Below are 23,338 nucleotides of genomic sequence, written 5' to 3'. Positions count from 1 at the left end.
GCGCGATTGGCATTTCCGTGAGCTTTAGGGAAGTTTTGGGCAACAGGTTTGATATGCCACGTTTCCCAAGGCCCTTCGAGCCCGTCAAAAGGTCCTTCTCGCCTTGTTTTAGCTGGTTGTGGGCAAAATGTTTGATGTGACAAGCCCAGTGTATGCCCCACGCATCAAACATTTTGCCCAAAACCCAAGAAAAGCGGCAGGGGATGCCCAAGACGGCGGGGGCCCAGGGTCGCTCTCGTGGAGAAGCCGCGAAGCCGAGAAGGACCTCGCGCCGCCAGACCCCATGTGCTACACTACCGCAGGTCCGTACCCCGTACCTGGTGGCTCGCCAACTGCCTGACGGCCTCCCAGTTCGGGGCGAATTTCTGAGAAAGGTGGTTTGACATGGCAGTTACCAAGGAGCGCAAGGCCGAGCTCGTGGCCCAGTACGGCGCCAACGACAAGGACTCCGGTTCCGCTGAGGTGCAGGTTGCCCTCCTCACCGAGCGCATCAAGGGCCTCACCGAGCACATGAAGACGCACCCGAAGGACTTCCACACCCGCCGCGGCCTTCTGATGCTCGTCGGCAAGCGTCGTCGTCTGCTCTCCTACATCAAGGCTCGCAACATCGAGGACTACCGCACCCTCATCAAGAGCCTCGGCATCCGCGACAACATCCAGTAGTAGCGGTCATTCGAAGGGGCGCCCGCGGGCGCCCCTTCTTTGGTTTGCCCGCGAGAAGCGCGGGCGGGCGGCAAAGGTCCGCCAAGACGGCCCGCCTGCAATGGGGCAGGCGGAGATAAGGGAAAAGAAATGGCAAAGGTTACACACGAGTTCGACCTCTACGGCAAGCACTACGTGCTCGAGACCGGCGAGCTGGCCAAGCAGGCCACCGGCTCCTGCCTCGTCAAGTGCGGTGACTCCACGGTCCTTCTCACCGCGGTGGTCTCCAAGGAGCGCAAGGACTACGACTTCTTCCCGCTGACGGTCGACTTCATCGAGAAGATGTACGCCGTGGGCCGCATCCCCGGCGGCTACCTCAAGCGTGAGGCGCGCCCCTCCGAGAAGGCCACCCTCACGGCCCGCATGATCGACCGCCCGCTGCGCCCGTCCTTCCCGGCCGGCTTCCGCAACGAGGTCCAGGTTGTTGCCACCACGCTCGTGGCCGACCAGATCAACCCGGTCGACACCATCTGCATCATGGCGGCCTCCGCGGCCCTCACCGTGGGCGGCGTGCCCTTCGAGGGCCCGCTCGCGTGCGTGCGCATCGGCCGCGACCACGACACCCATGAGTTCATCGTGAACCCCACCTACGAGGAGCGCGACAACTCCGACCTCGACCTCGAGCTCGGTGGCGCCGAGGGCTTCATCTCCATGCTCGAGGCCGGCGCCGATGAGATTTCCGAGGAGGACATGCTCGCCGCCATGGCCTTTGGTCAGGAGGCCATCGCCGCCTTCTGCGCCGAGCAGCAGAAGTTCTTCGCCAAGGTCCGCGAGGTCAACGGCGAGTTCCCCGTCCGCGAGTACATCCTCGACGAGCCCATCCCCGAGGTCCACGACCGCATCTTCGCCCACTACGACGAGATGGAGGCCGCCCTCAAGGACGCCGACAAGCTCTCCCGCATCGGCAAGGTCGAGGCCCTCAAGGCCTCCATCAAGGCCGAGTTCACGGAGGGGGAGCAGGCTCAGTGGAGCCGTGCCATCCCCGTGGAGCTCAAGGCCCTCGAGAAGCACGCCATGCGCCTCATGGTCGTGGAGACCGGCGAGCGCGTCGACGGCCGCACACCCACCGAGGTGCGCCCGCTCATGGTCAAGGGCGACTACCTCCCGCGCGTCCACGGCTCGGGCCTCTTCCAGCGCGGTCAGACCCAGGTGCTCTCCATCTGCACCCTCGGCATGCTCAACGAGTGGCAGCGCCTCGACACCATCGAGCCCGTCGACGGCAAGCGCTACATGCACCACTACAACTTCCCGCCGTTCTGCACCGGCGAGACCGGCCGCATGGGCAGCCCCAAGCGCCGCGAGATCGGCCACGGCAACCTCGCCGAGCGCGCCCTGCTCCCCGTGATCCCGTCCGAGGACGAGTTCCCCTACGCCATTCGCGTGGTCTCCGAGGTCATGGAGTCCAACGGCTCCTCCTCGATGGCTTCCACCTGCGGCTCCACGCTCGCCCTCATGGACGCCGGCGTGCCCATCAAGCGCCCCGTCTCCGGCGTTGCCATGGGACTGATCCAGGAGGAGGGCAAGACCGTCGTCCTCACCGACATCCAGGGTCTCGAGGACTTCCTCGGCGACATGGACTTCAAGGTGACCGGCACCACCAAGGGCATCACCGCCATGCAGATGGACAACAAGGCCACCGGCCTCACGCCCGAGATCCTGCGCTCCGCCCTCATGCAGGCGCACGACGGCCGCATGTTCATCCTCGACGCCATGCTCGACGCCGTGCCCGGCCCGCGCGCCGAGACCAAGGAGTCCGCGCCGCAGATCATCTCCCTCACCATCCCCACGGACAAGATCCGCGACGTCATCGGCTCCGGCGGCAAGGTCATCCGCGGCATCCAGGAGGACACCGGCGCCACGATCGACATCCAGGAGGACGGCACCGTCTTCATCGCAGGTGTTGGCGGTGCGGGCACCGCTGCCGCCGAGCGCATCAAGGCCATCGTCAAGGTCCCCGAGGTGGGCGAGGAGTACACCGGCCGCGTCGTGGGCATCCAGCCCTTTGGCGCCTTCGTCGAGCTTCTGCCCGGCAAGGACGGCCTGCTCCACATCTCCCGCGTCGCGCAGGGCCGCGTGGACAAGGTCGAGGACGTCCTCAACATCGGCGACGAGGTCAAGGTTCGCGTCCTCGAGGTCGACGAGAAGGGCAAGATCAGCCTCGACCGCATCGACAAGCCCGAGGCCCCTGCCGGCTCCGGCAACGGCCACGCTCACGATGGCGAGAAGGACCGTCCGCGCCGCGAGCACCGCGGTCCTCGCCGTCGTCCCGGCGACGAGGGTGGCGAGAAGCGCCAGCCGCGCCGCCACCACGACGCATAGGGTCTGCCCGAGACGCGCTCTATGAGCTGACGGACGCCCGTCCCCACATGGGACGGGCGTCTTTTCGTGCCTGCAGGCTCTTCTCGCCACCGAGCGCCAATGCTTGCACGGTTTTAGGGAGTTTTGGGTTTTTGCCCCGCGCCGTCCAAAAGACTTGGCCAAATCGAGACGAACCGGCCGGTTTTGGGCAACATCTTTTATGTCTGCAACCCGCAGGGCGGACAGCCGCTCACGGCGACCTGCGCGTTCTTCTCGCCATGACACTATCTTATGGCTATTGGGCAAAATCCTTGATGCCAAATCGCCGCTTCCATCAAATGTTTTGCCCAAAACCGAGGGAAACGAACCGGGTGGGAACGGGGAGGGGAGAGGCGGCGCGTGGAACCATCGTGGAACCCATCAGCTCTTGGGCCTTCTCGGGTAGAATAGACGGGTATGTGAATTGGCACGGCCAAAGGGCCGTCTGATATATCTACCAGAACGCTCCACGAAAGGAACCACCCAGGAATGCCCAAGAAGGACATAGCGCTCAAGATCATCCCGCTCGGAGGCCTTGACGGCATCGGCAAGAACATGACCGCCCTCGAGTACGGCGATGACATGGTGCTCGTTGACGCCGGTCTCATGTTCCCCGATGAGGGCCAGCCCGGCATCGACCTCATCCTGCCCGACTACACCTACGTTCTTGAGAACGAGGACAAGCTCCGCGGCATCATCATCACCCACGGCCACGAGGACCACACCGGCGCCCTCCCGTACCTGCTGCAGGACCTCACCCGCAAGGTGCCCATCTACTCGAGCAAGCTCACCCTTGGCATTATCCAGGGCAAGTTCGACGAGCACGGCATCAAGAACCCCAAGACGCGCGAGGTCTCCGACGGCTCCACCATCACCCTTGGCGCCTTCACCATCACGTTCTTCTCGATGACGCACTCCATCCCCGCCGCCTTTGGCGTCTTCATCCAGACGCCCGCCGGCACCGTGATGCACACCGGAGACTTCAAGTTTGACCAGACGCCCATCGACGGGCGCCGCCCCAACTTCCAGGCCATCAACAAGTTTGGCTCCCAGGGCGTTGACCTTCTGCTCTCGGACTCCACCAACGCCACGCGCCCGGGCTTCACGCCCTCTGAGGCCGCCGTTGGCCGCGACCTGCGCCACGTCATCAAGAACGCCCCGGGCCGCGTCTTCGTGGCGGCGTTCTCGAGCCACATCCACCGCCTGCAGCAGATCTGCGACGCCAGCGTGGCCGTGGGACGCAAGGTCGTGGTCACCGGCCGCTCGATGATCACCAACACCAAGGTCGCCCGCGAGCTTGGCTACCTCAACATCAACGAGGAGAACATCATCGACGCCTACGACGTCGACCGCATCCCCGACGAGAAGATCGTCGTCCTGTGTACAGGCAGCCAGGGCGAGCCGCTCTCCGCGCTGGCTCGCATGGCCACGGGCGAGCACAAGTCGCTCTCCATCCACGAGACGGACACCGTGATCATCTCGGCCACGCCCATTCCCGGCAACGAGAAGAGCGTGCAGTCGATCATCAACTCGCTCTCCAAGATCGGGTGCGAGATCTACGACAAGAGCAAGGGCCTCGTGCACGTCTCCGGCCACGCGAGCCAGGAGGAGCTCAAGCTCATGCTCGCCATGGCCAAGCCGCGCTACTTCATGCCCGTTCACGGCGAGGCTCAGCACCTGCGCGCCCACGCCGAGCTCGCCCAGCAGATGGGCGTCCCCGCCAGCCACGTCTTTGTCCTCGACAACGGCGACTCACTCGAGCTCGTCAAGCACAAGGTCAAGCGCGGGCGCGCCGTTGAGTCCGGCGTGGTCTACGTTGACGGCGGCACGGTCACCGAGGCCAACCCCACGGTTCTTCGCGACCGCCAGAAGCTCGGCCAGGACGGCGTCGTCACCTGCACCGTGGTGCTCTCCAAGCGCGGCGGCTCCGTGAGCGCCGTCGAGATCTCCGCCCGCGGCCTCTCTTCCTCGTCCGACGAGCTCCTGCTCGGCGAGGCCCAGGGCGTCGTCAGGGCTCAGGTCGAGAAGATCACGACCTCAAACGGGACCAACATCGACATTCTCCGCAGGGGGGTCAGAAACGCCCTGTCCAACCTGCTCTGGAACAAGACGCACTCGCGACCGATGATCATTCCGGTGGTGATGGAGGTTTAAATGCCGGCCAAACGCACTTCAAACGCAGCAAAGGGCCGCACGGGAGCAAAGGCACGCGCAAGAACGGGGTCGCCTCGCAAGGGCGCGGCGCCCGCGAGGCTCGTTGGCACCGTCCAGGGGGACATCCTCGGCGTTGCCATCGCCGTCTTTGCCGTGGCGCTCATGGCGACGCTGCTCTTTCCCTCGACGGCGGTCGTGACGAGCGCGCTCCATGACTTCCTCGCGCTCTCGTTTGGCACGGCGGCGTTCCTCGTGCCCATAGCGATTCTCATCTTTGCGGTGACGTTCTTCATGGACGGTGACGAGCCCGTCTCCGGGAGAATCGCCCTCGGCCTCACGCTCATCGTCCTCTCCATCCTCGCGATGCTCTCGCTCAACCTTGCCGGAGCCGACGCCGAGCCCACCATGGTGTTCGAGGTCGCGCTTGCCGAGAAGGCCGGCGGGTACGTGGGCGGAGCCATCGCCTACGCGCTGCTCGCCCTCGTAGGTTCCGTCGTGGGCAACGTCGTGCTCGTCGGCATCATCGCTGCCGGCGTCATCGTGTGCGGCTTCTCCGTCTCGGATGCCGTGACCAAGGCGCGCGCGCGTCTTCGCGAGGTGGCCGAGGAGCACGGCTCGCGCCTGCGCGAGCGTCGCGAGCAGGCCATCATCGACGCGGCCTCCGACATGGAGGATGCGCCGGCGGTCCAGCCCTCCCTCTTTGACGAGGGCGGTGCCGGCGAGACGACCTTCATCGGAAACCGCAAGACCACCGTCCTCAAGCGCGGAGCCAAGCGCTCCGCCGCAACCCTGCTGGAGCCCGACCAGGCCCCGACCACCCTCATCGAGCCCCCCGCGCCCGCGCGCGGCAAGAAGCCCGCCGCAGCCGCGGCTCCCGAGGACAAGCCCGCCGCCGGGGTCCCCGCCTTTCTCGACGGCGCTCGCAAGCGCCGCCAGAAGGGAGAGAAGACAACGGAGAAGGCGTCGTCCTCTCCCAAGGCTCCCGCCACGATCACGCGCCCCGGTGACGCCGACGAGACCTACCAGCTCCCGCCGCTCTCCATCCTGCGCGAGAACCCGGACGCCAGCGGCTCCTACGGCAACGAGGAGGAGCTTGCCGCAACCGCTGCAAAGCTCCAGGGCACGCTCGAGGAGTTCGGCCTGAGCTCGCGCGTTGAGGGCTGGATCGCCGGCCCCTCGGTCACCACCTTCAAGATCTCGATGGGCGAGGGCGAGCGCGTCAACAAGATCGTGAACCTCGAGGACGACATCGCGCTCTCGCTTGCCGCCAAGTCCGTGCGCATCTTCGCGCCCATCCCGGGCACCTCGCTCGTGGGCATCGAGATTCCCAACGAGAAGCCCCAGCCCGTCTTCCTCTCGGACGTTCTGCCGTACGCCACGGGCGGCCCCCTCGACTGCGCCTTTGGCCGCGACTCCGAGGGCAACCCCATCGTCGTGGACCTTGCGGGCCTCCCGCACCTGCTCGTGGCCGGTACCACGGGCTCGGGCAAGTCGGTCCTTCTCAACGCCATCATCATGTCCATGCTCATGCGCGCCACGCCCGAGCAGGTGCGCCTGATCATGGTTGACCCCAAGCGCGTGGAGTTCACGGGCTACGCGGGCCTCCCGCACCTCTACGTCCCCGTGGTCACGGAGCCTCGCCAGGCCGCGAGCGCCCTGCAGTGGGGCGTGACCGAGATGGAGCGCCGCCTCAAGGTCTTCGAGCACTACAAGGTGCGAGACATCAAGACCTTCAACAAGAACGTCGACGGCGACAAGTACGCGGACATGGAGAACCCGCCCAAGCACATGCCCTACTTCGTCATCGTGATCGACGAGCTCGCGGACCTCATGATGGTGGCGGGCAAGGACGTTGAGTCCTCCATCGTGCGCATCGCCCAGCTCGGCCGCGCCGCGGGCATTCACCTCATCGTAGCCACGCAGCGCCCCTCCGCCGACGTTGTCACGGGCCTCATCCGCGCCAACATCGACAACCGCGTGGCGCTCTCCGTTGACAACTCGATCAACTCGCGCATCATCCTCGATCAAAAGGGTGCCGAGCAGCTCCTCGGTAGGGGAGACATGCTCGTCAAGCTGCGTGGCAAGAAGCCCCGCCGCGCGCAGGGCTGCTGGGTCTCCGATGAGGAGATTGAGCAGACGGTTAAGTTCGTGCGTGAGCAGGTCACGGCGGACTACCATGAGGACATCCTCACGGCCGTGGTGCCCACCGCGCCTGGCGGCGGAGACCCGGGTGCCGCCAAGGACGACGACCCGCTCGTCTGGGAGGCGGCGCGCATTGTCGTCGAGTCCCAGCTCGGCTCCACCTCGAGCCTTCAACGCGCCCTCTCGGTTGGCTACGCCCGTGCGGGCCGTATCATGGACATGCTCGAGGCAAAGGGCGTCGTGGGCCCCGCAAACGGCTCCAGGCCGAGGGAGGTCCTGCTCGACAAGGACGGCCTTGAGGAGCTGAAGGTGCAGGACGCCGCATACAGGGAGGTCGAGTAACATGTCACGCCCGCGTTTTAGCGAGGCTCTCGTGGCGCGCAGGCACGAGCTCGGGCTTTCCGTCAGGCAGGCCTCAAAGATCCTGCGCCTGCGCGAGGACGTTCTCATTGCCTTTGAGGAGGGCGACTACGAGCACATGCCCCAGAGCGGCTATGCCCAGGGCATGCTCTCCAGCTACGCGCGCTACCTCGGCCTGAACGCCCGAGAGATCGTCGACCTCTTCCAGGAGGACCTCTACCAGTATCGTCACGGCACCTCCTCGCACGAGCTCAGGCGCCGCACGAGGGACACGCAGGCGGGCAGGGGCGTCTCTGGCTACGACCTTCCCAACGAGGCGGGCTCGAGGCCCAAGGCCTACGTCGAGTACCGACCGCTGCTTCCCACCTCGGGAGGTCCCGCCGGTGACATGGGCGCCTTTGCCACCACGGCACCGGCGCGCCCCCGCACGTCCGTCCAGCTTGCCGGGGTTGGCTATGCTGCCCCCGGCACGCGCTCATCCTATCGCTCAACGGCGGAGGAGTACGGGAGCGCGCGCGACGAGAGACCCTACAACTCGGCGCCCACCTCGGAACGCTCCGCTACGAGCACGGCGCGAAGGAGGTCCCAGACGGCGCGACGTCACCGTCAGGACGACGCCTCCGGACGGCTCCTCAACGAGGGGCGCCGCTCCAGCATTCCGGAGCGCGACGACCCCCGTGGCGAGATGCGCACCGGGCGGCTGTACCGCAGGGATGACGTGAGCACCCGGCGCGTGAGGCCGAGCGAATACACCGACGACCTCCGCTATGACGACAAGGCGAGCCCGTACGCCCCGGCGTCCACGCTCTCGGGCCGTCGCTCCTCTCGAAACATCGCCAACGTCGAGAGGCCCAACGTCAGGAGGCGCCAGGCTCGTTCCGGTGGCGGGCGCAGGCCGCCGAGGCGCGGCGGCATAGGTGGCTTTGTCGAGGAGTTTCTCTCCGATCCCCGCCGTGCGCTCTTTGCCCTCATCGTGCTCCTAGCCATAGTGCTCACCGCCATCCTGCTCTTCTCGGTGAGCTCGTGCATGAGCGGGCGCACCCAGGGCTCCCAGACGGGCCAGGTTGTCCCCGTGGGCACGACCGGTCAGGACGCTGACACCTCGGACGATGCGGACGCTTTGGCAGAGTCCGACGATCAAGACGCCACGGATGATGAGGCGAGCGCCACCGACGAGGACGAGTCGCCTGACGCTCAGGCTGAGCCTGAGCCTGATCCCAACACAACCGATGATCCAGACGCCACAACCACGGACGGCGACGAGCAGGACGCCGACAACCCCGAGGGTGAGGGTGAGGAAGAGGTCAAGGAGACCATCGTCAAGGTCTCCGTTGCCCGCGGCGAGGTGACGTGGCTCGAGATCACCTGCGACGGCTCGAGCGAGGTCGCCCAGAGCGTTACCGGGCCGTGGGAGGGCACCTACAACGTGCACGACTCGATCACCATTCAGGTCGACAGCCCCGACGCGGTCACCGTGACCGAGAACGGCGAGCGCCTGAACTTCTCGTCCCATGCGGGCGGCCTCGGCTCCATGACCATCGAGGGGACGCCGCTCCCCGAGACGGACGCCAACGCCGAGGGCACCACGGCGGACCCCGCCGCAACGGGGCAGACAAACTCCCAGCAGTAAAAGACGTGACCCTATCCCGAGGAAGGATTGAAGACATGGCCAAGGAATCGAGCTTTGACGTGGTTTCCGTGGTGGACATGCAGGAGGTCGACAACGCCTACCAGCAGGCCGCCCGCGAGCTCACGCAGCGCTACGACCTCAAGGGAACCGGAGCCACCCTCGAGCTCTCCAAGAAGGACGGCTCCTTCAAGATCGAGGCTCCCTCCGAGTTTGTCGCGAGCCAGGTTCGCGACGTCCTCGCCACCAAGCTCACGCGCCGCGGCATCGACCTCACCGCCATCCGCTGGGCCGACCCCCAGGGCGCAAGCGGCATGACGGTGCGCCAGACGGGCTCCATCGTCCAGGGAATCGACGCCGACACCGCCAAGAAGATCTCCAAGGACATCCGCGACCTCAAGGTCAAGGCCAAGGCCACCGTCGAGGGGGACAAGCTCCGCGTGAGCTCCGCCTCCAAGGACGTCCTCCAGTCGGTCATCGCGGCTCTCAAGGAGCGGGACTACGGACAGCCCCTCCAGTTTGTGAACTATCGCTAGCGAGGGGGTTCCCGTGCAGTTTCTCATCGTCACGCTCGGATGCGCCAAGAACGAGGTGGACTCGGACCGCATGCGGGCCCTGCTGCTGGCCGCGGGCTTCGAGGAGACCGTCGAGGCGTCCGAGGCAGACGTTGCCATCGTCAACACCTGCTCGTTTCTCGCCTCCGCAACCGAGGAGTCCGTCGAGGCCACCCTCCAGCTCGCCGAGGAGCGCAGCACGGGCGTGCGTGAGTGCCCCATCGTGATGTGCGGCTGCGTCCCCTCGCGCTACGGCGACGCCCTCGCGGAGGAGCTGCCCGAGGTGTCCGCCTTTGTCCGCGCCGAGGACGAGGACGGCATCGTCAACGTTGTGTGCGACGTTCTTGGCGTGGACGTACCCGCCACGCCGGAGGAGGATGCCGTCCCCCTGCGCACCGTCGAGGGCGCGAGCGCCTTTGTCAAGATCTCAGAGGGGTGCGACCGCTTCTGCACCTTCTGTGCCATTCCCTACATCCGCGGTCGCTATCACTCGCGTCCCGCGGACGAGATTGCCGCCGAGGTCCGCGACCTCATGGAGGGCGGCGTGCGTGAGGTCGTGCTCATTGGGCAGGACACCGGCGTGTGGGGTTGTGACCTGGGGGAGAAGGACACCCTCGCCTCGCTTCTCAGGCGCGTGGCAGACGTCGTACGCCCCTATGGTGGCTGGGTGAGGGTCCTCTACCTCCAGCCCGAGGGCATGACCGACGAGCTTGTCTCCACGATTCGCGACGTCGACGAGGTTCTGCCCTACATTGACATTCCCATCCAACACTGCTCGGCGCGCGTTCTCAAGGCCATGGGCCGCTCTGGCTCTCCGGAGGAGCTTCACGCGCTCTTTGCGCGCCTCAGGTCCGAGATTCCCGGCATGGTGCTGCGCACCACGGGCATGGCGGGCTTTCCCGGCGAGACGGACGAGGAGGCCGAGGAGCTCTACGACTTCATCGCCGAGGAGGAGTTTGACTACTGCTCCGTCTTTGCCTACTCGCAGGAGGAGGGCACGAGGGCCGCTTCCATGCCGGACCAGGTCGACGAGGCCGTCAAGCTCGAGCGCACCCAGCGCCTGATTGACCTCACCGAACAGCTGGGCTTTGCCGCCACGGCATCGCACGTCGGCGAGCGCGTCCGCGTCATCGTGGACGGCATCGAGGAGGGTGACGATGGCCCCGAGCTCATCGGCCACGCGTGGTTCCAGGCCCCGGATTCCGACGGAGCGGTCCACATCGCGTACGGCGAGGCTGCCGTCGGGGACATCGTGACCGTCGACCTTGTTGACTCCTTCTGCTACGAGCTCATCGGGGAAATCGTCGAGGAGGGGCTCTAGATGACCGCCGAGCATGACGTATGGACGCCAGCCAACATCGTAACCTGCGTGAGGATAGCCTTCATCCCCGTCTTCATGGTCGTCGCCTCGATGGCCCACGGGTATGCCAACGCCCCCCTTGCCGTTGCGGCGTTTTTGATCTACGTCACCCTCTCGCTCACCGACAAGGTCGACGGCTACCTCGCGCGCTCTCGCGACGAGATCACTGACTTTGGTAAGTTCCTCGACCCCATTGCCGACAAGCTCCTGGTCTTCTCGGCGCTTCTGCTCCTTTTGGAGGATGGCATCGTGTCCGTGTGGGTCGTCTTCATCATCTTGGTGCGCGAGTTTCTCGTGAGCGCCCTGAGGATGGTTGCCGCCTCGAGCGGCGAGGTCATAGCAGCAGACAGCCTCGGCAAGGCCAAGACCGCGGTCACGATGGTGTCCCTGTGCGGCTACTACCTCGCGTTTGCCCTCGCGGCCGTCTCGTTCAACGACTTTGGGGTCATCTCCCTCATTTCCTGGGCTCTCATGGTTGCCGCGGTGGTGCTCACCGTCGTTTCCGGGGTTCAGTATTTCTGGAACGCGCGCCACGTCGTGTTCAAGGCGTAGGGAGAGGCCATGGGGGAGAAAACGCTCATAGAGGATGACGGCGAGCTCTTTGACGCCTGCGCGACGCTCGTGGCGCTGGCAGGCGAGCGAGGGGTCACGCTCGGTACGGCCGAGTCCTGTACCGGAGGCCTCGTCAGCGGCTGCCTCACCGCCGTTCCGGGCTCGTCACTCGTTGTCCGAGGGGGCGTGGTGAGCTACGCCATCCCCGTAAAGCATGAGGTGCTCGGCGTATCATCCGAGGTTCTTGACGCCCCGGGGGTCGGCGCGGTCTCGAGCGAGTGCGCCGAGCAAATGGCCCAGGGCGCGCGTCGCGTCCTAGGATGCGACGTCGCGGTCTCCGTGACGGGGATAGCCGGCCCCGGCGGAGCCGAGCCTGGAAAGCCCGTGGGCACGGTCTGGATGGGCCTTGCCACCGCGCGCGGGTCCAGGACGGTCCTCAACGAGTTCCCCGGAGACCGCGCGGAGGTCCGCAGGGCAGCCGTGGAGCGCGCCGTGGAGCTCCTGCGTGAAGGTGTCGTGGAGATATCTGATAATCTTGCCCGCTAATGCGTGCTTGCCGACGCACGGCCAGCGGCGCGTTCACGTTGGGCAACGTTTCCCATCGCACGAGAAGCGCCCCCATTTGTGAAGATAGCCGTCAGCTTGGGGGAACCTGCGTGCAAGCGCCCACTGCTATGTTCGATGTAGCGGTATTGACACAGAACGGTTGTTCGGATACCATCACGTGGACAGTTCAAGCAAGGGAGTGAGCATGGCCAAGAGCAAGACGATCAGCAAGGAGATCCGCCCCCGCACCACGGGCGAGGAGCGCGACAAGGTCCTCGAGGCAACCACCGCGGAGATCGAGAAGAAGTTCGGCAAGGGCGCCATCATGCGCTTTGGTGATGACGGTCCGAGCTTTGAGGTTGAGGCCATCCCCACGGGCTCCATCGCGCTCGATGACGCGCTGGGCATCGGAGGCGTTCCTCGCGGGCGCATTGTTGAGATCTATGGACCGGAATCGTCGGGCAAGACCACGCTCTCGCTCGAGATTCTTGCCGAGGCACAGGCCATGGGCGGCGTCGTCGCGTTCATTGACGCCGAGCACGCCCTCGACCCTGGCTACGCGGCCCGCATTGGCGTTGACATCGACGAGGTGCTCATCTCCCAGCCGGATACGGGCGAGCAGGCGCTCGAGATTTGTGACATGCTCGTTCGCTCCGGCGCCATTGACGTCGTGGTCGTAGACTCCGTAGCGGCTCTGACCCCGCGGGCCGAGATCGAGGGAGAGATCGGCGACTCCACCGTCGGCCTTCAGGCGCGCCTCATGAGCCAGGCGCTTCGCAAGCTTGCCGGCTCCCTCTCCAAGTCAAACACCACCTGCATCTTCATCAACCAGCTTCGCGAGAAGATCGGCGTGATGTTCGGCAACCCCGAGACCACTCCCGGTGGCCGCGCCCTCAAGTTCTTTGCCTCCGTTCGCATGGACATCAGAAGGGTCGACACCATCAAGGTCAACGGCGAGTCCGTCGGCAACCGCGTGCGCGTCAAGGTCGTCAAGAACAAGGTGGCCCCTCCCTTCCGCCAGTGCGAGTTTGACATCATGTACGGCCAGGGCATCTCCAAGGAGGGCTCGCTGCTCGACATGGCCGTGGATCACGATATCGTGACAAAGTCCGGTTCCTGGTTCACCTACGGCCAGGAGCGCCTTGGCCAGGGTCGCGAGGCGGCGAAGGAGTTCCTTGCCACCAACCCCGAGCTCATGGAGGAGATTGACCACCTCGTGCGCGTGGCCTGCGGCCTTGAGCTGGGCGACGAGCGCGTGGGCGAGCCCGTTGAGGCCCCCGAGGGCGGCATCGAGCAGTGAGCATAGCCCCCTTTGCGTGGGACGTTAAGCTGCCGGCACGGGGCTCCCAGCGGCCCCGTGCCACCTTGAGCGTCTCAAGCGAGACCCATGGCACCGAGGAGTACCGCGTGCCCGTTGCGGTGGGCAAGAGACTCCTGACCATCCACGAGGGCGACGGCGCCGCTCCATCCTCCCGCGCGGAGCTTCTCTACCTTCTGCGAGAGACCTCGCTCTCATGCGGCAGGAGCCGGGTGGAGGCCCTTCTCGGCAGAAGGGACTACTCGTCCGCGGAGCTTGCTGACAAGCTCCGCACGGACGGCTACTCCACATCCGCCGTTGAGGAGCTCGTCGCGCGCGCGGTGTCCTGCGGACTCGTTGACGATGCCCGCTTTGGTGCCGCGTTTGCTCGCTCAAAGGTGGCATCCGGGTGGGGGAGACTCAAGATCGAGCGCGAGCTCGAGCGCAGAGGCGTGCGGCCAGACACCATCGTTGGGTGGCCTGAGGACTTCGTTACCTCAGATGACGAGCGCGAGCGAGCGCTCCTGCTGGCGAGCAGGCGCCGGGTCACGGGCAAGAATGATTATGAGAAGACGGTGAGGTTTCTCTGCGGCAGGGGCTTTTCCTTCTCGCTGTCCGCCGAGGTCGCCCGAGAGGTTCTCAAGGAGCACGAATAGTCCGTCTACCACGGGCGCATTTGACAGAGACGCGGTCTCAACGCTAGGATAAACGTGCTATTGGAGCGCATTCTCACGCTGGTCACCCAGCTGATGTACTTTTTGTCCTATACGTACCGTTGGCTGTCGCACATGCTTCACCCATGACATAGGCGCACTGACTGCACCTCCGATGGCGGGCTCCGTGGCACATCGTGCCATGGTTTCCATAACCACCAAACAAGAGAACGCATCATCTGAGGAGCAGCAATGTTGGAATCTGTGATTTTTGGGGTCGTCGGCCTCGCAATCGGGGCCGCCATCGTCTACTTCCTACTCGCCGGCAAGAGCAACTCCCGCCTGAGAGACGCCGAGGCCCAGCTCTCCTCTGCCCGTGACGAGGCCAGCAGGATCGCGAGCGAGGCCAAGCGCCAGGCAGAGAGCTCCAAGAAGGAGGCCATTCTTGAGGCCAAGGAGGAGATCCTCCAGCTCAAGCAGGTCTCCGAGGCGGAGGAGAAGAAGCGCAAGGGCGAGCTCCAGAACCTCGAGAACCGCATCATGCAGCGCGAGGAGTCGCTCGATCACCGCAACGACGCCCTCGACCGACGCGAGCACCAGCTCTCGAGCCTCCAGGGGCAGCTCGACCGTCGCAAGAACGAGGTCGAGGAGATGTTCGTGCGTCAGCAGTCCGAGCTCGAGCGCATCGCCGGCCTCTCGAGCGACGAGGCGCACGACGAGCTTCTCGCCCGCGTTCGCGCCGAGTCCGTCCGCGAGGAGGCCCAGATTCTCCGCGAGGCGGAGCAGTCCGTCCGCGCCAAGGCGGACAAGACCGCGCGCGAGATCATCTCAACCGCCATCCAGCGCTGCGCCGCCGACCAGGCCGGTGAGATCACGGTGACTTCCGTGCACATCCCCTCTGATGACCTCAAGGGCCGCATCATCGGCCGCGAGGGCCGCAACATCCGCACCTTCGAGCAGGTCTCCGGCGTCTCCCTCGTCATCGATGACACCCCCGAGACCGTGGTCCTCTCGAGCTTTGACCCCGTTCGCCGCGAGACCGCGCGCGTGGCGCTCGAGAACCTCATCGCAGATGGTCGCATTCACCCCGCGCGCATCGAGGAGCTCTACAAGAAGGCCGAGGCCCTTGTCGCTGAGCGCGTGCGCGAGGCCGGCGAGCAGGCTGCCTTTGACGCCGGCATCCATGACCTCCACCCCGAGCTCGTCAAGACCCTCGGTGCCCTTCGCTACCGTACCTCGTTTGGCCAGAACGTGCTCTCTCACTCCGTCCAGGTCTCCGCGCTCTGCGGCATCATGGCCTCCGAGCTCGGCCTTGACGAGGCTCCCGCCAAGCGCGCCGGCCTCCTGCACGACCTCGGCAAGGCCATTGACCACGAGGTCGAGGGCCCGCACGCCGTGATAGGCGCAGACCTTGCTCGCCGCTACGGCGAGCGCCCCGAGATCGTCCACGCCATCGAGGCTCACCACGCCGACGTTGACCCGGACACCGTGCTCGACGTGCTCGTCCAGGCCGCCGATGCCATCTCCGCCGCTCGCCCCGGCGCCCGCCGCGAGTCTGCCGAGAACTACATCAAGCGCCTCGAGAAGCTCGAGGAGATCTCCAACGCCCACGACGGCGTCGAGCGCACCTACGCCATGCAGGCCGGTCGCGAGCTTCACGTCATGGTCGAGCCCGAGAAGATCTCCGATGCCCAGGCAACCGTTCTCGCCCATGACATCGCCAAGCAGATCGAGGACGAGATGGAGTACCCCGGCCAGGTTCGCGTTGTGGTCATTCGCGAGTCCCGCGCCGTCGACGTGGCCAAGTAACGGTGGCACATGGCCGATTTGGCAGGAGATCTCGTTAGCTTTGTCTCATCAATGGGTGGCGAGCGTGCCCTTCGCGTCGAGGAGAGTCTCGGCGAGGGGTACGTTCGCCTTCGCGTTTCGGAGGCGGAGCGGCGCCAGGCGAAGCATGACATACGCTGCGTCGAGGACGCCGTCATAGAGATGCTCCGCAACGCGAGGGACGCCGGCGCTCGACGCATCTACGTTGCCACCTCGCGCGAGGGCACCGTTCGCACCACGACGATGCTCGATGACGGCTCCGGCATTCCCCAGGACATGCAGGAGCGCGTCTTTGAGGCGCGCGTTACTTCCAAGCTCGACAGCATTCACATGGACCGCTGGGGCGTTCATGGGAGGGGCATGGCGCTCTTCTCCATCAAGGAGAACTCGCTGAGCTCCGAAGTTGTCTCATCCGCCCCCGGAAAGGGTGCCGCCATACGCGTGGTCACCGACTCAGAGCGGCTTCCCGAGCGTGCCGACCAGTCGACGTGGCCTGTCCTCTCTGACGAGGAGCCCGATTCGTCCTCGTGCCTGAGGGGCCCTCACAACATCATTCGCACCTGCTGCGAGTTTGCCCTTGAGGAGCGCTCGACCTGCGAGGTGTACGTTGGATCCTCGGCGGAGATCGTCGCCACGGCGCGCGCTCGGACCAATCTTGGTCTGGACGCCTCCGAGCTGCTCTTCATGGACTCCCTTGACGAGCTACCCGTGACCGGTCGCCTTGCCGCCGCCGCAGACGCCTCTGACCTCTGCGAACAGGCGCGTCTCCTTGGGCTCGAGATGTCCGAGCGTACCGCCCACCGCATCATCGTCGGGCAGATTCGCCCCCTGAGAAGCGTCCTCTCTCGACTGCTCAGGCAGGGTGACAAGAAGACACGCGCCGAAGGGCACGAGGTTGACCTCCTCAAGGATCGCCGGGGGCTCAGGCTCTCTCGTTCGGACTTGGAGGAGTTCTCCAGCGCCGTCGAGCGAGACTTTGGCGTTCTCGCCGATCGCTACTACCTCGCGCTCTCGTCTGCCCCCAAGGTGCGCGTGGGGAGGGGGAGAATCACCGTCACGCTCGAGCTCGAGGAGCCCGACTAGGCGCGCGGGCGCTCCGGGCCCTTCTCAAACACACCGTTTACCAGTAGAATTCTTCAGGACTATCGCAGCATTTTCGCAGCAGCTCACAGAAGCTATGCAGCAGGAGACATGACATGGACTATCTGAAGGTGTCGAGCAAGTCGTCGCCGGCCTCGGTTGCCGGCGCCATCGCGGGCCTCGTCAAGGACGGGGTGCCCGTTAACATCCAGTGCGTGGGAGCGGGTGCCGTCAACCAGGCCATCAAGGCCATGGCCATCGCGCGCGGCTTTCTCATCCCCACGGGCATCGACATCTCGTGCGCCCCGACGTTCTCCGACATCGAGATTGCAGGCGAGAGCCGCACCGCGATACGAATCGCCGTCTACGTACATCGCATCGTCGCTCCGACCACGGCCGCAAACGCCTCGGAGCCTGAGTCCACGGAGCTCACCATATGATGTCGCACCCCTCCCTGCTCGTTGGCAAGACCTACTGCGTCAGGACCTTTGGCTGCCAGATGAACCTCCACGACTCCGAGCGCGTCTCAGGACTGCTCGACGAGTGCGGCTGCCTCTGCGTCGAGGAGCCCGATGACGCCGACATCGTCGTGTTCATGACCTGCTGCGTGCGTGAGAACGCCGACCAGCGCCTCTATGGCCAGGCCTCGGCCATGGTCTCCGCGCCCACCCCGCCCTCCGGGAAGCGCGTCGTTGCGATTGGCGGCTGCATCGCCCAGCGCGACGGGGAGAAGATCCGCGAGCACATCCCCTGTGCCGACGTCGTCTTTGGCACGAGCGCGCTCGCCAGCCTGCCCGCACTTCTCGCCGAGGCCTTTGAGTCCGAGGGTCACCCCATCGAGGTGGACGTTGTTGAGGAGGGTCGCCCGTTCTCGACCGACCTCCCGAGCCACAGGGCCCAGCGCTTCCACGCCTGGGTCCCCATCATGACCGGGTGCAACAACTTCTGCACCTACTGCATCGTTCCCTACGTGCGCGGCCGCGAGAAGAGCCGCACGATGGAGAGCATCGTTTCCGAAGTCGAGCTGCTCGTTGCCGATGGCGTTCGCGAGGTGACGCTCCTTGGCCAGAACGTCAACTCGTATGGCCGCAACATCTACGGCGAGCCACGCTTTGCCGAGCTCCTCCGCAGGGTGGGGGAGACGGGCATCGAGCGCATTCGCTTCACGTCCTCCAACCCCAAGGACCTCTCTGACGAGACCATCCGCGCAATGGCCGAGGTTCCCTCGGTCATGCCCCATCTCCACCTTGCCGTCCAGAGCGGCTCCAGCCGCATCCTCAAGGCCATGAACAGGAGCTACACGCGCGAGGACTACCTCGCGCTCGTGGAGCGTCTGAGGGAGGGAGTCCCCGGCCTCGCGCTGTCAACGGACATCATCGTCGGCTTCCCCGGAGAGACCGAGGAAGACTTCCTCGACACCCTCTCGCTCGTCAAGGAGGCGTCCTTCTCCTCCGCCTACACGTTCATCTACTCGCGCAGGCCCGGCACCCCCGCCGCCAAGATTCCCGACGACACGCCGCACGAGGTCATCCAGGACCGGTTCGACCGCCTTGCGGCCCAGGTTGCCGACCAGGCCCACGAGGCCAACCAGAAGGACCTCGGAACCCTTGCGTGCGTGCTCGTGGAGGGGTCGTCAAAGCGCGACAGCAGCATCATGGTGGGTCACAGCGAGAAGAACCAGACGGTCCACTTTGCCGTCCCCGAGGGCGTCTCTCCCGAGACGCTCGTTGGGTCCCTCGTGGACGTTCGCGTTGAGGAGGCGCGGACGTGGTACCTGAGGGGCACGGTGGAGGGTGAGCCTCGATGAGCATGCCGGGTCCCGTTGCGTGCATCGTAGGACCCACGGCCTCGGGCAAGAGCGCCCTCGCAGAGCTCGTCGCCGCCAAGCTTGACAGTGAGGTCATCTCGGTCGACGCGATGCAGGTCTACCTAGGAATGGACATCGGGACCGCCAAGACCCCCGCGCACGAGCGCCGCGTGCCCCTCCGCATGGTCGACGTGGCCAATCCCACCGAGAGCTTCTCCGTCAGCCTCTTCCAGACCCAGGCGCGCGCCTGCGTGGACGAGCTCCTCAGCGCGGGGCGCACCCCCGTCCTGTGCGGCGGAACGGGACTGTACCTCAACGCGGTCATCGACGACATGTCGTTTCCCTCCGGCGAGAAGGACGGCGAGCTTCGCGCCTCGTACGAGCGCCAGCTCGAGGAGCTGGGCCCCCAGGGGCTCCATGACCTCCTTGCGAGCCGAGACCCCAGAAGCGCCGAGCTCATCCACCCCAACAACAGCCGAAGGGTCGTCCGCGCGCTCGAGATGCTCGACGAGGGCGTTTCGTATGCACAGCACCATGAGGGGCTCCATAGGCGCAAGGCGCGCTACGACGCCCGCATCTGGGGCCTCACCATGGACCGCGAGAGGCTCTACGCCCGCATTGACGCCCGCGTTGACAAGATGGTCCGGGACGGTCTTGTTGATGAGGTTCGCGCCCTTGCCCAGCAGGGACTCACGAGCGATCACACCGCGGGGCAGGCCATCGGGTACAAGGAGATCCTCGATGCCCTTTCCGGGGAGCTTTCCCTCGACGAGGCCATCGAGCTCATAAAGCGTCGCTCGCGGCGCTATGCCAAGCGACAGCTGTCCTGGTTCAGGCATGACGGGCGCGTGCAGTGGATCAACCTGGACGAGCTTGACCTCGAGCAGGCCATGGAGCGCATCGCGGACGATCTCTCGGGAGGCGCCCGTGCCTAGGTTCAAGCCCATCTCAACCGCCCCCGTCAAGGAGCGTGCGATACTCGTTGGCGTTGACCTCGGCAACTCCGAGTGGACGTGCGAGGAGTCCCTCGCAGAGCTCGCACGCCTTGCCGAGACGGACGGCGCAGAGGTCGTGCTCACCCTAACGCAGCGACTGGACGCCCCCGTCCCCAAAACGTTCATCGGCAAGGGAAAGGTCGAGGAGCTCTGCTCGTACGTCCGCAACCTCGATGCCGACGTGGTCATCTTCGATGATGAGCTCACGCCCTCACAGCAGGCCAACCTCGAGAAGATCGTTGGCGAGCCGGTCAAGATCATCGACAGGACCGCGCTCATCCTCGATATCTTTGGCGTTCACGCCAAGACGCACGAGGGTAGGCTCCAGGTTCAGCTCGCCCAGCTGCAGTACGTCCTGCCGCGCCTCAGGGGCATGTGGAGCCACCTCGTGGGCGAGCAGACGCGAGGGGGCATCGGCAGCCGCTTCGGTCAGGGCGAGAGCCAGCTCGAGGTTGACCGCCGCCTCGTGCGCGCGCGAATCTCAACGCTGCGTCGTGAGCTCGAGCGGCTGGACCGAAGGAGGGGCGTGCAGAGCAAGGCCCGCTGGGACTCGGGCGTCTATCGCGTTGCCCTCGTCGGCTACACCAATGCCGGCAAGTCCACGCTGCTCAACCGCCTCACGGGCTCGAACGTCTACGTGCGCGACGAGCTCTTCGCGACCCTTGACCCCACCACGCGAGCGCTCGACCTCGAGGAGGGGCGCAAGGTCACCATCACGGACACGGTCGGCTTCATCCAGAAGCTCCCCACCATGCTCGTTGAGTCCTTCAAGTCGACGCTTGCCGAGGTCAGGGCCGCCGACCTCGTCCTTCTTGTCGCTGACGCCTCAGATCCCCACCGGGAGCTCGAGATAGCTGCTGTGAGGTCGGTGCTGGCCGACATTGGCGCCGCGGACATCCGATGCGTGACCGTGCTCAACAAGTGCGACCTGCTCAACGAGGATGCCAAGCGAGAGGCGCTTCTCGCGCACCCGGACGCGCAGCCCATCTCCGCCCTTGACGGTCAAGGCGTACGGGGCCTGCTCTATCGCATCGCTCAGGAGGCCGCAAACGGAAGTGTCACGCTCACCGCGCTCGTTCCCTACGACAAGGGGCTTCTCATGAAGATGGTGCACGAGCGCTGCCAGGTCATGCGCGAGCGCTACGTGCAGGACGGCCTGCTCGCAACGGTGAAGGCGGACGCCCGCATGGCAGCCACGCTTGAGCCCTACCGCTGCGACGCCGAGGTCGCCTCAGGCGAGAAGGCCGCAGAGAACGAGTAGCAGCGGCTGGTGCAGCACGTAGATGGCGAGAGCGTGCCTCCCCACAAACGAGAGTGGCGCAAAATGCGCGTTGCGCGCCCACTCCGGGTAGCCACGAGACCGCCACGCGTTGCCGAGCGCAACGCCCAAGAGGTAGACGAGCAGGTAGGGGAGAAGCGGATAGTAGTCGCCCGAGGAGAACCCCGGGCCCGGCAGCCCAAGCCATGAGAGGAGCTCGCTCCGATACGCCTCAGAAGGCATTACGACGGTCCCAAAGAGCACGGTGCCATCAGAGAGCCCCTGGAGGGCGAGAAACGCAACGAAGAGGGCGCCTGCCGCGGCATAGCCGCGCGGGGTCACGCCAAGCCTCCTCAGAAGCTCTGTGACGAGCGTGCAGGCGGCCATACAGTAGATGATGCCAAAGGAGATGGGCGTGTCCACCGAGGCCACGCTCGTGACAACCCAGATGGCGAGCGCGACGCCGCCGTACTGGAGCGCACGCCTGAGGTTTGAGCGGGAGAACGTGAACATGCATCCCGCAATGGCGAGAAACGTCCAGGAGATGCTGCATCTCCAGATATCTTGCAAGGGCGGCTCAAACCAGGCGAGCTCGACGCCGCCTAGGAACTTGAGGTCGTAGCAGAGGTGAAAGAGCACCATCGACACTACGGAGAAACCCCGGAGAAGGTCAAAGATGCCGACGCGCCCACTCTGGGGCGCGTCCGAGGGCGAGGTATCGGAGGTCATCTGTTACGAGACGGCGCGGATGAGCGCCGTGACCCTGCCGAGAATGGTGGGGTTCTCAACGTAGATGGGAGACATGGTGTCGTTCTCGGGCTGGAGGCGAATGCGCCCGCGCTCACGATAGAACGTCTTAACCGTGGCGGAGTCATCAATGAGGGCGACGACGATCTCTCCGTCATGCGCGTCGCTCTGCTCCTTGACCACGATGTAGTCCCCGTCGAAAATGCCGGCGTTGATCATCGACTCGCCGCGCACGCGAAGAATGAACGAGCTGGAGTCGCCAACGATTGAGGTGGGAAGCGTGAGCGTATCCTCGATGTTCTGCTCGGCCAAGATGGGCGTCCCCGCCGCCACGCGACCAACAAGCGGAAGCGATATCGCATTGTGCGAAACGTCCTGGCTCACCTGAGCGAGGCTCTGGGTAGAGTCATCGGGGGAATCCCGCTTGTTCATGACCTCGATGGTGCGAGGCTTCTTTGAGTCACGCTTGATGAGACCCTGCTCCTCGAGCACCTTGAGGTGCATGTGAACGGTAGAGGGCGAGGCCAGGCCCACGGCGGCGCCGATCTCTCGCACCGAGGGCGGATAGCCGTGCTCGTCCGTATAGCTCCTGATGAAGTCATAGATGGCGAGCTGACGCTTGCCGAGCTTCCCGCGTGCCATGGCTACCTCCTTTGTCGTTTTCCAGATGATACATCAGTTCCGTCAATCTCGCAAACATCTGTTCGTTTCTTCTTGACACGAACATAAGTACGTTCATAATGGGTACAGGTGTTCTCAATGCAGCTCGATCTGTCCGGCATGCCCGGTATAACTGTCCCGAACACAAACGAAAGGGGACAACGATGACCTACGCACACGCACTCCGCACGCCTGCCTTTGACGGAACGGCGGCCCTCTCCGAATGTGGTCCCACGCTCGTGCTCATCGAGGGCGGTCGCCCCGCAGGGAGCCCGCGCTCGCGCAACAGTGCCCGGGCGGGGCGCGCCGGCCTCTCTCGCTCCCAGAGTGCACTGCTCGCCCTCTCGTTCTTCTCGCTCCTTCTGGTGCTGTGCCTGGCGTCGCTCATCACTGACGCGCTTGCCGCAAGCTCGAGCGCCGCAACGCTGTCCGAGACGCCCACGCAGGAAGTCGTCGTTGGCGATGGAGACACCCTCTGGGGCATTGCCGAAAATGCTGACCTCAGCGGCTGCTCAACGTCTGAGGTCGTGAGCTGGATCGTCGAGCGCAACGGGCTGGACGAGAAGGCCCTTGTTCCCGGGCAGAAGCTCATCGTTCCTGCAGCACGGGCAAACTGAGGCTCAAGATCGCCTTTCCATATGGTTACTCGCCGGCATCCCTGCGCAGGGAATAAACGTTTT

At 65.2% G+C, this 23,338-nt stretch carries 20 protein-coding genes; 18 read left to right on the top strand and 2 right to left on the bottom strand.

What is annotated here, in order from left to right; genetic code table 11:
• Positions 1-384: 384 nt before the first annotated feature.
• The 17 genes from rpsO (at position 385) to hflX (ending at position 21,254) form a co-directional block, all read left to right on the top strand.
• Positions 385-663, top strand: a complete 279-nt coding sequence (gene rpsO, locus QUW25_RS04990; RefSeq protein ID WP_289511116.1) for a 30S ribosomal protein S15 — start codon at positions 385-387, stop codon at positions 661-663.
• 129 nt (positions 664-792) lie between these two features.
• Entirely contained in the window at positions 793-3,021 is a 2,229-nt protein-coding gene (locus QUW25_RS04985) for a polyribonucleotide nucleotidyltransferase (RefSeq protein ID WP_289511115.1), read from the top strand.
• Positions 3,022-3,528: 507 nt separating this feature from the next.
• Positions 3,529-5,193 (top strand): ribonuclease J, encoded by a 1,665-nt coding sequence (locus tag QUW25_RS04980; protein WP_289511114.1) that lies wholly within the window; start codon positions 3,529-3,531, stop codon positions 5,191-5,193.
• Entirely contained in the window at positions 5,194-7,677 is a 2,484-nt protein-coding gene (locus QUW25_RS04975; protein ID WP_289511113.1) for an FtsK/SpoIIIE family DNA translocase, read from the top strand.
• 1 nt (position 7,678) lies between these two features.
• A complete protein-coding gene (locus QUW25_RS04970) occupies positions 7,679-9,325 on the top strand; it encodes a helix-turn-helix domain-containing protein (RefSeq protein ID WP_289511112.1) in 1,647 nt (548 codons plus the stop codon).
• A 35-nt stretch (positions 9,326-9,360) separates the two neighbouring features.
• Positions 9,361-9,858, top strand: coding sequence for a YajQ family cyclic di-GMP-binding protein (locus QUW25_RS04965; RefSeq protein ID WP_289511111.1), 498 nt, complete (start codon positions 9,361-9,363; stop codon positions 9,856-9,858).
• 13 nt (positions 9,859-9,871) lie between these two features.
• Complete coding sequence (rimO, locus tag QUW25_RS04960; RefSeq protein WP_289511110.1) at positions 9,872-11,197, top strand: 30S ribosomal protein S12 methylthiotransferase RimO; 1,326 nt, start codon at positions 9,872-9,874, stop codon at positions 11,195-11,197.
• Positions 11,198-11,788 carry a CDP-diacylglycerol--glycerol-3-phosphate 3-phosphatidyltransferase gene (gene pgsA / locus QUW25_RS04955; protein WP_289511109.1) on the top strand — a complete coding sequence of 197 codons (591 nt, stop codon included), beginning with the start codon at positions 11,198-11,200 and terminating at the stop codon, positions 11,786-11,788. It begins immediately after the preceding gene.
• A gap of 9 nt (positions 11,789-11,797) precedes the next feature.
• The gene (locus QUW25_RS04950; RefSeq protein WP_289511108.1) at positions 11,798-12,334 is read left to right on the top strand and encodes a CinA family protein; all 537 of its coding nucleotides are present in this window, start codon (positions 11,798-11,800) and stop codon (positions 12,332-12,334) included.
• Between the two features lie 205 nt (positions 12,335-12,539).
• The gene (gene recA, locus QUW25_RS04945; RefSeq protein WP_289511107.1) at positions 12,540-13,634 is read left to right on the top strand and encodes a recombinase RecA; all 1,095 of its coding nucleotides are present in this window, start codon (positions 12,540-12,542) and stop codon (positions 13,632-13,634) included.
• Positions 13,631-14,287: a regulatory protein RecX gene (locus tag QUW25_RS04940; RefSeq protein WP_289511106.1), complete on the top strand. Its 657-nt coding sequence runs from the start codon at positions 13,631-13,633 to the stop codon at positions 14,285-14,287. Before recA ends, QUW25_RS04940 begins: the two co-directional genes overlap by 4 nt.
• A 249-nt stretch (positions 14,288-14,536) precedes the next feature.
• Entirely contained in the window at positions 14,537-16,093 is a 1,557-nt protein-coding gene (rny, locus tag QUW25_RS04935) for a ribonuclease Y (RefSeq protein ID WP_289511105.1), read from the top strand.
• Between the two features lie 9 nt (positions 16,094-16,102).
• Complete coding sequence (locus QUW25_RS04930; RefSeq protein WP_289511104.1) at positions 16,103-17,194, top strand: ATP-binding protein; 1,092 nt, start codon at positions 16,103-16,105, stop codon at positions 17,192-17,194.
• A gap of 113 nt (positions 17,195-17,307) precedes the next feature.
• Positions 17,308-17,631, top strand: coding sequence for a stage V sporulation protein S (locus QUW25_RS04925; RefSeq protein WP_289511103.1), 324 nt, complete (start codon positions 17,308-17,310; stop codon positions 17,629-17,631).
• On the top strand, positions 17,631-18,998 hold the full coding sequence (gene miaB / locus QUW25_RS04920; protein ID WP_289511120.1) for a tRNA (N6-isopentenyl adenosine(37)-C2)-methylthiotransferase MiaB: 1,368 nt from the start codon (positions 17,631-17,633) through the stop codon (positions 18,996-18,998). The genes QUW25_RS04925 and miaB overlap by 1 nt, the downstream gene beginning before the upstream one ends.
• Positions 18,995-19,933 carry a tRNA (adenosine(37)-N6)-dimethylallyltransferase MiaA gene (gene miaA / locus QUW25_RS04915; protein WP_354003625.1) on the top strand — a complete coding sequence of 313 codons (939 nt, stop codon included), beginning with the start codon at positions 18,995-18,997 and terminating at the stop codon, positions 19,931-19,933. Before miaB ends, miaA begins: the two co-directional genes overlap by 4 nt.
• Positions 19,926-21,254: a GTPase HflX gene (gene hflX / locus QUW25_RS04910; RefSeq protein WP_289511102.1), complete on the top strand. Its 1,329-nt coding sequence runs from the start codon at positions 19,926-19,928 to the stop codon at positions 21,252-21,254. Before miaA ends, hflX begins: the two co-directional genes overlap by 8 nt.
• On the opposite strand, the gene QUW25_RS04905 is transcribed toward hflX, so the two are convergent.
• Positions 21,225-21,980 (bottom strand): heparan-alpha-glucosaminide N-acetyltransferase, encoded by a 756-nt coding sequence (locus QUW25_RS04905; RefSeq protein WP_289511101.1) that lies wholly within the window; start codon positions 21,978-21,980, stop codon positions 21,225-21,227. The genes hflX and QUW25_RS04905 overlap by 30 nt on opposite strands.
• Before the next feature lie 3 nt (positions 21,981-21,983).
• Complete coding sequence (lexA, locus tag QUW25_RS04900; RefSeq protein ID WP_289511100.1) at positions 21,984-22,640, bottom strand: transcriptional repressor LexA; 657 nt, start codon at positions 22,638-22,640, stop codon at positions 21,984-21,986.
• A 182-nt stretch (positions 22,641-22,822) separates the two neighbouring features.
• Between lexA and yneA the strand changes: the two genes are divergently transcribed.
• A complete protein-coding gene (gene yneA / locus QUW25_RS04895; protein WP_289511099.1) occupies positions 22,823-23,275 on the top strand; it encodes a cell division suppressor protein YneA in 453 nt (150 codons plus the stop codon).
• The last annotated feature ends 63 nt before the right edge of the window (positions 23,276-23,338 follow it).

Origin of the sequence: Thermophilibacter provencensis (genome assembly GCF_030372065.1) — a bacterium.
GTDB lineage: Bacteria > Actinomycetota > Coriobacteriia > Coriobacteriales > Atopobiaceae > Thermophilibacter > Thermophilibacter provencensis_A.
The sequence above is the reverse complement of the archived record's forward strand: the minus strand, read 5'-3'. Positions and strand labels throughout refer to the sequence as shown.

What these genes read in the sequence shown, in the direction of transcription:
- pgsA (WP_289511109.1), top strand. Translation starts at nt 11,198, where the DNA reads ATGACCGCCGAGCATGACGTATGGACGCCAGCCAACATCGTAACCTGC.
- QUW25_RS04975 (WP_289511113.1), top strand. Translation starts at nt 5,194, where the DNA reads ATGCCGGCCAAACGCACTTCAAACGCAGCAAAGGGCCGCACGGGAGCA.
- QUW25_RS04980 (WP_289511114.1), top strand. Translation starts at nt 3,529, where the DNA reads ATGCCCAAGAAGGACATAGCGCTCAAGATCATCCCGCTCGGAGGCCTT.
- yneA (WP_289511099.1), top strand. Translation starts at nt 22,823, where the DNA reads ATGACCTACGCACACGCACTCCGCACGCCTGCCTTTGACGGAACGGCG.
- miaA (WP_354003625.1), top strand. Translation starts at nt 18,995, where the DNA reads ATGAGCATGCCGGGTCCCGTTGCGTGCATCGTAGGACCCACGGCCTCG.
- QUW25_RS04965 (WP_289511111.1), top strand. Translation starts at nt 9,361, where the DNA reads ATGGCCAAGGAATCGAGCTTTGACGTGGTTTCCGTGGTGGACATGCAG.
- rpsO (WP_289511116.1), top strand. Translation starts at nt 385, where the DNA reads ATGGCAGTTACCAAGGAGCGCAAGGCCGAGCTCGTGGCCCAGTACGGC.
- QUW25_RS04930 (WP_289511104.1), top strand. Translation starts at nt 16,103, where the DNA reads ATGGCCGATTTGGCAGGAGATCTCGTTAGCTTTGTCTCATCAATGGGT.
- QUW25_RS04925 (WP_289511103.1), top strand. Translation starts at nt 17,308, where the DNA reads ATGGACTATCTGAAGGTGTCGAGCAAGTCGTCGCCGGCCTCGGTTGCC.
- QUW25_RS04970 (WP_289511112.1), top strand. Translation starts at nt 7,679, where the DNA reads ATGTCACGCCCGCGTTTTAGCGAGGCTCTCGTGGCGCGCAGGCACGAG.
- lexA (WP_289511100.1), bottom strand. Translation starts at nt 22,640, where the DNA reads ATGGCACGCGGGAAGCTCGGCAAGCGTCAGCTCGCCATCTATGACTTC.
- miaB (WP_289511120.1), top strand. Translation starts at nt 17,631, where the DNA reads ATGTCGCACCCCTCCCTGCTCGTTGGCAAGACCTACTGCGTCAGGACC.
- QUW25_RS04905 (WP_289511101.1), bottom strand. Translation starts at nt 21,980, where the DNA reads ATGACCTCCGATACCTCGCCCTCGGACGCGCCCCAGAGTGGGCGCGTC.
- QUW25_RS04950 (WP_289511108.1), top strand. Translation starts at nt 11,798, where the DNA reads ATGGGGGAGAAAACGCTCATAGAGGATGACGGCGAGCTCTTTGACGCC.
- recA (WP_289511107.1), top strand. Translation starts at nt 12,540, where the DNA reads ATGGCCAAGAGCAAGACGATCAGCAAGGAGATCCGCCCCCGCACCACG.
- QUW25_RS04985 (WP_289511115.1), top strand. Translation starts at nt 793, where the DNA reads ATGGCAAAGGTTACACACGAGTTCGACCTCTACGGCAAGCACTACGTG.
- rny (WP_289511105.1), top strand. Translation starts at nt 14,537, where the DNA reads ATGTTGGAATCTGTGATTTTTGGGGTCGTCGGCCTCGCAATCGGGGCC.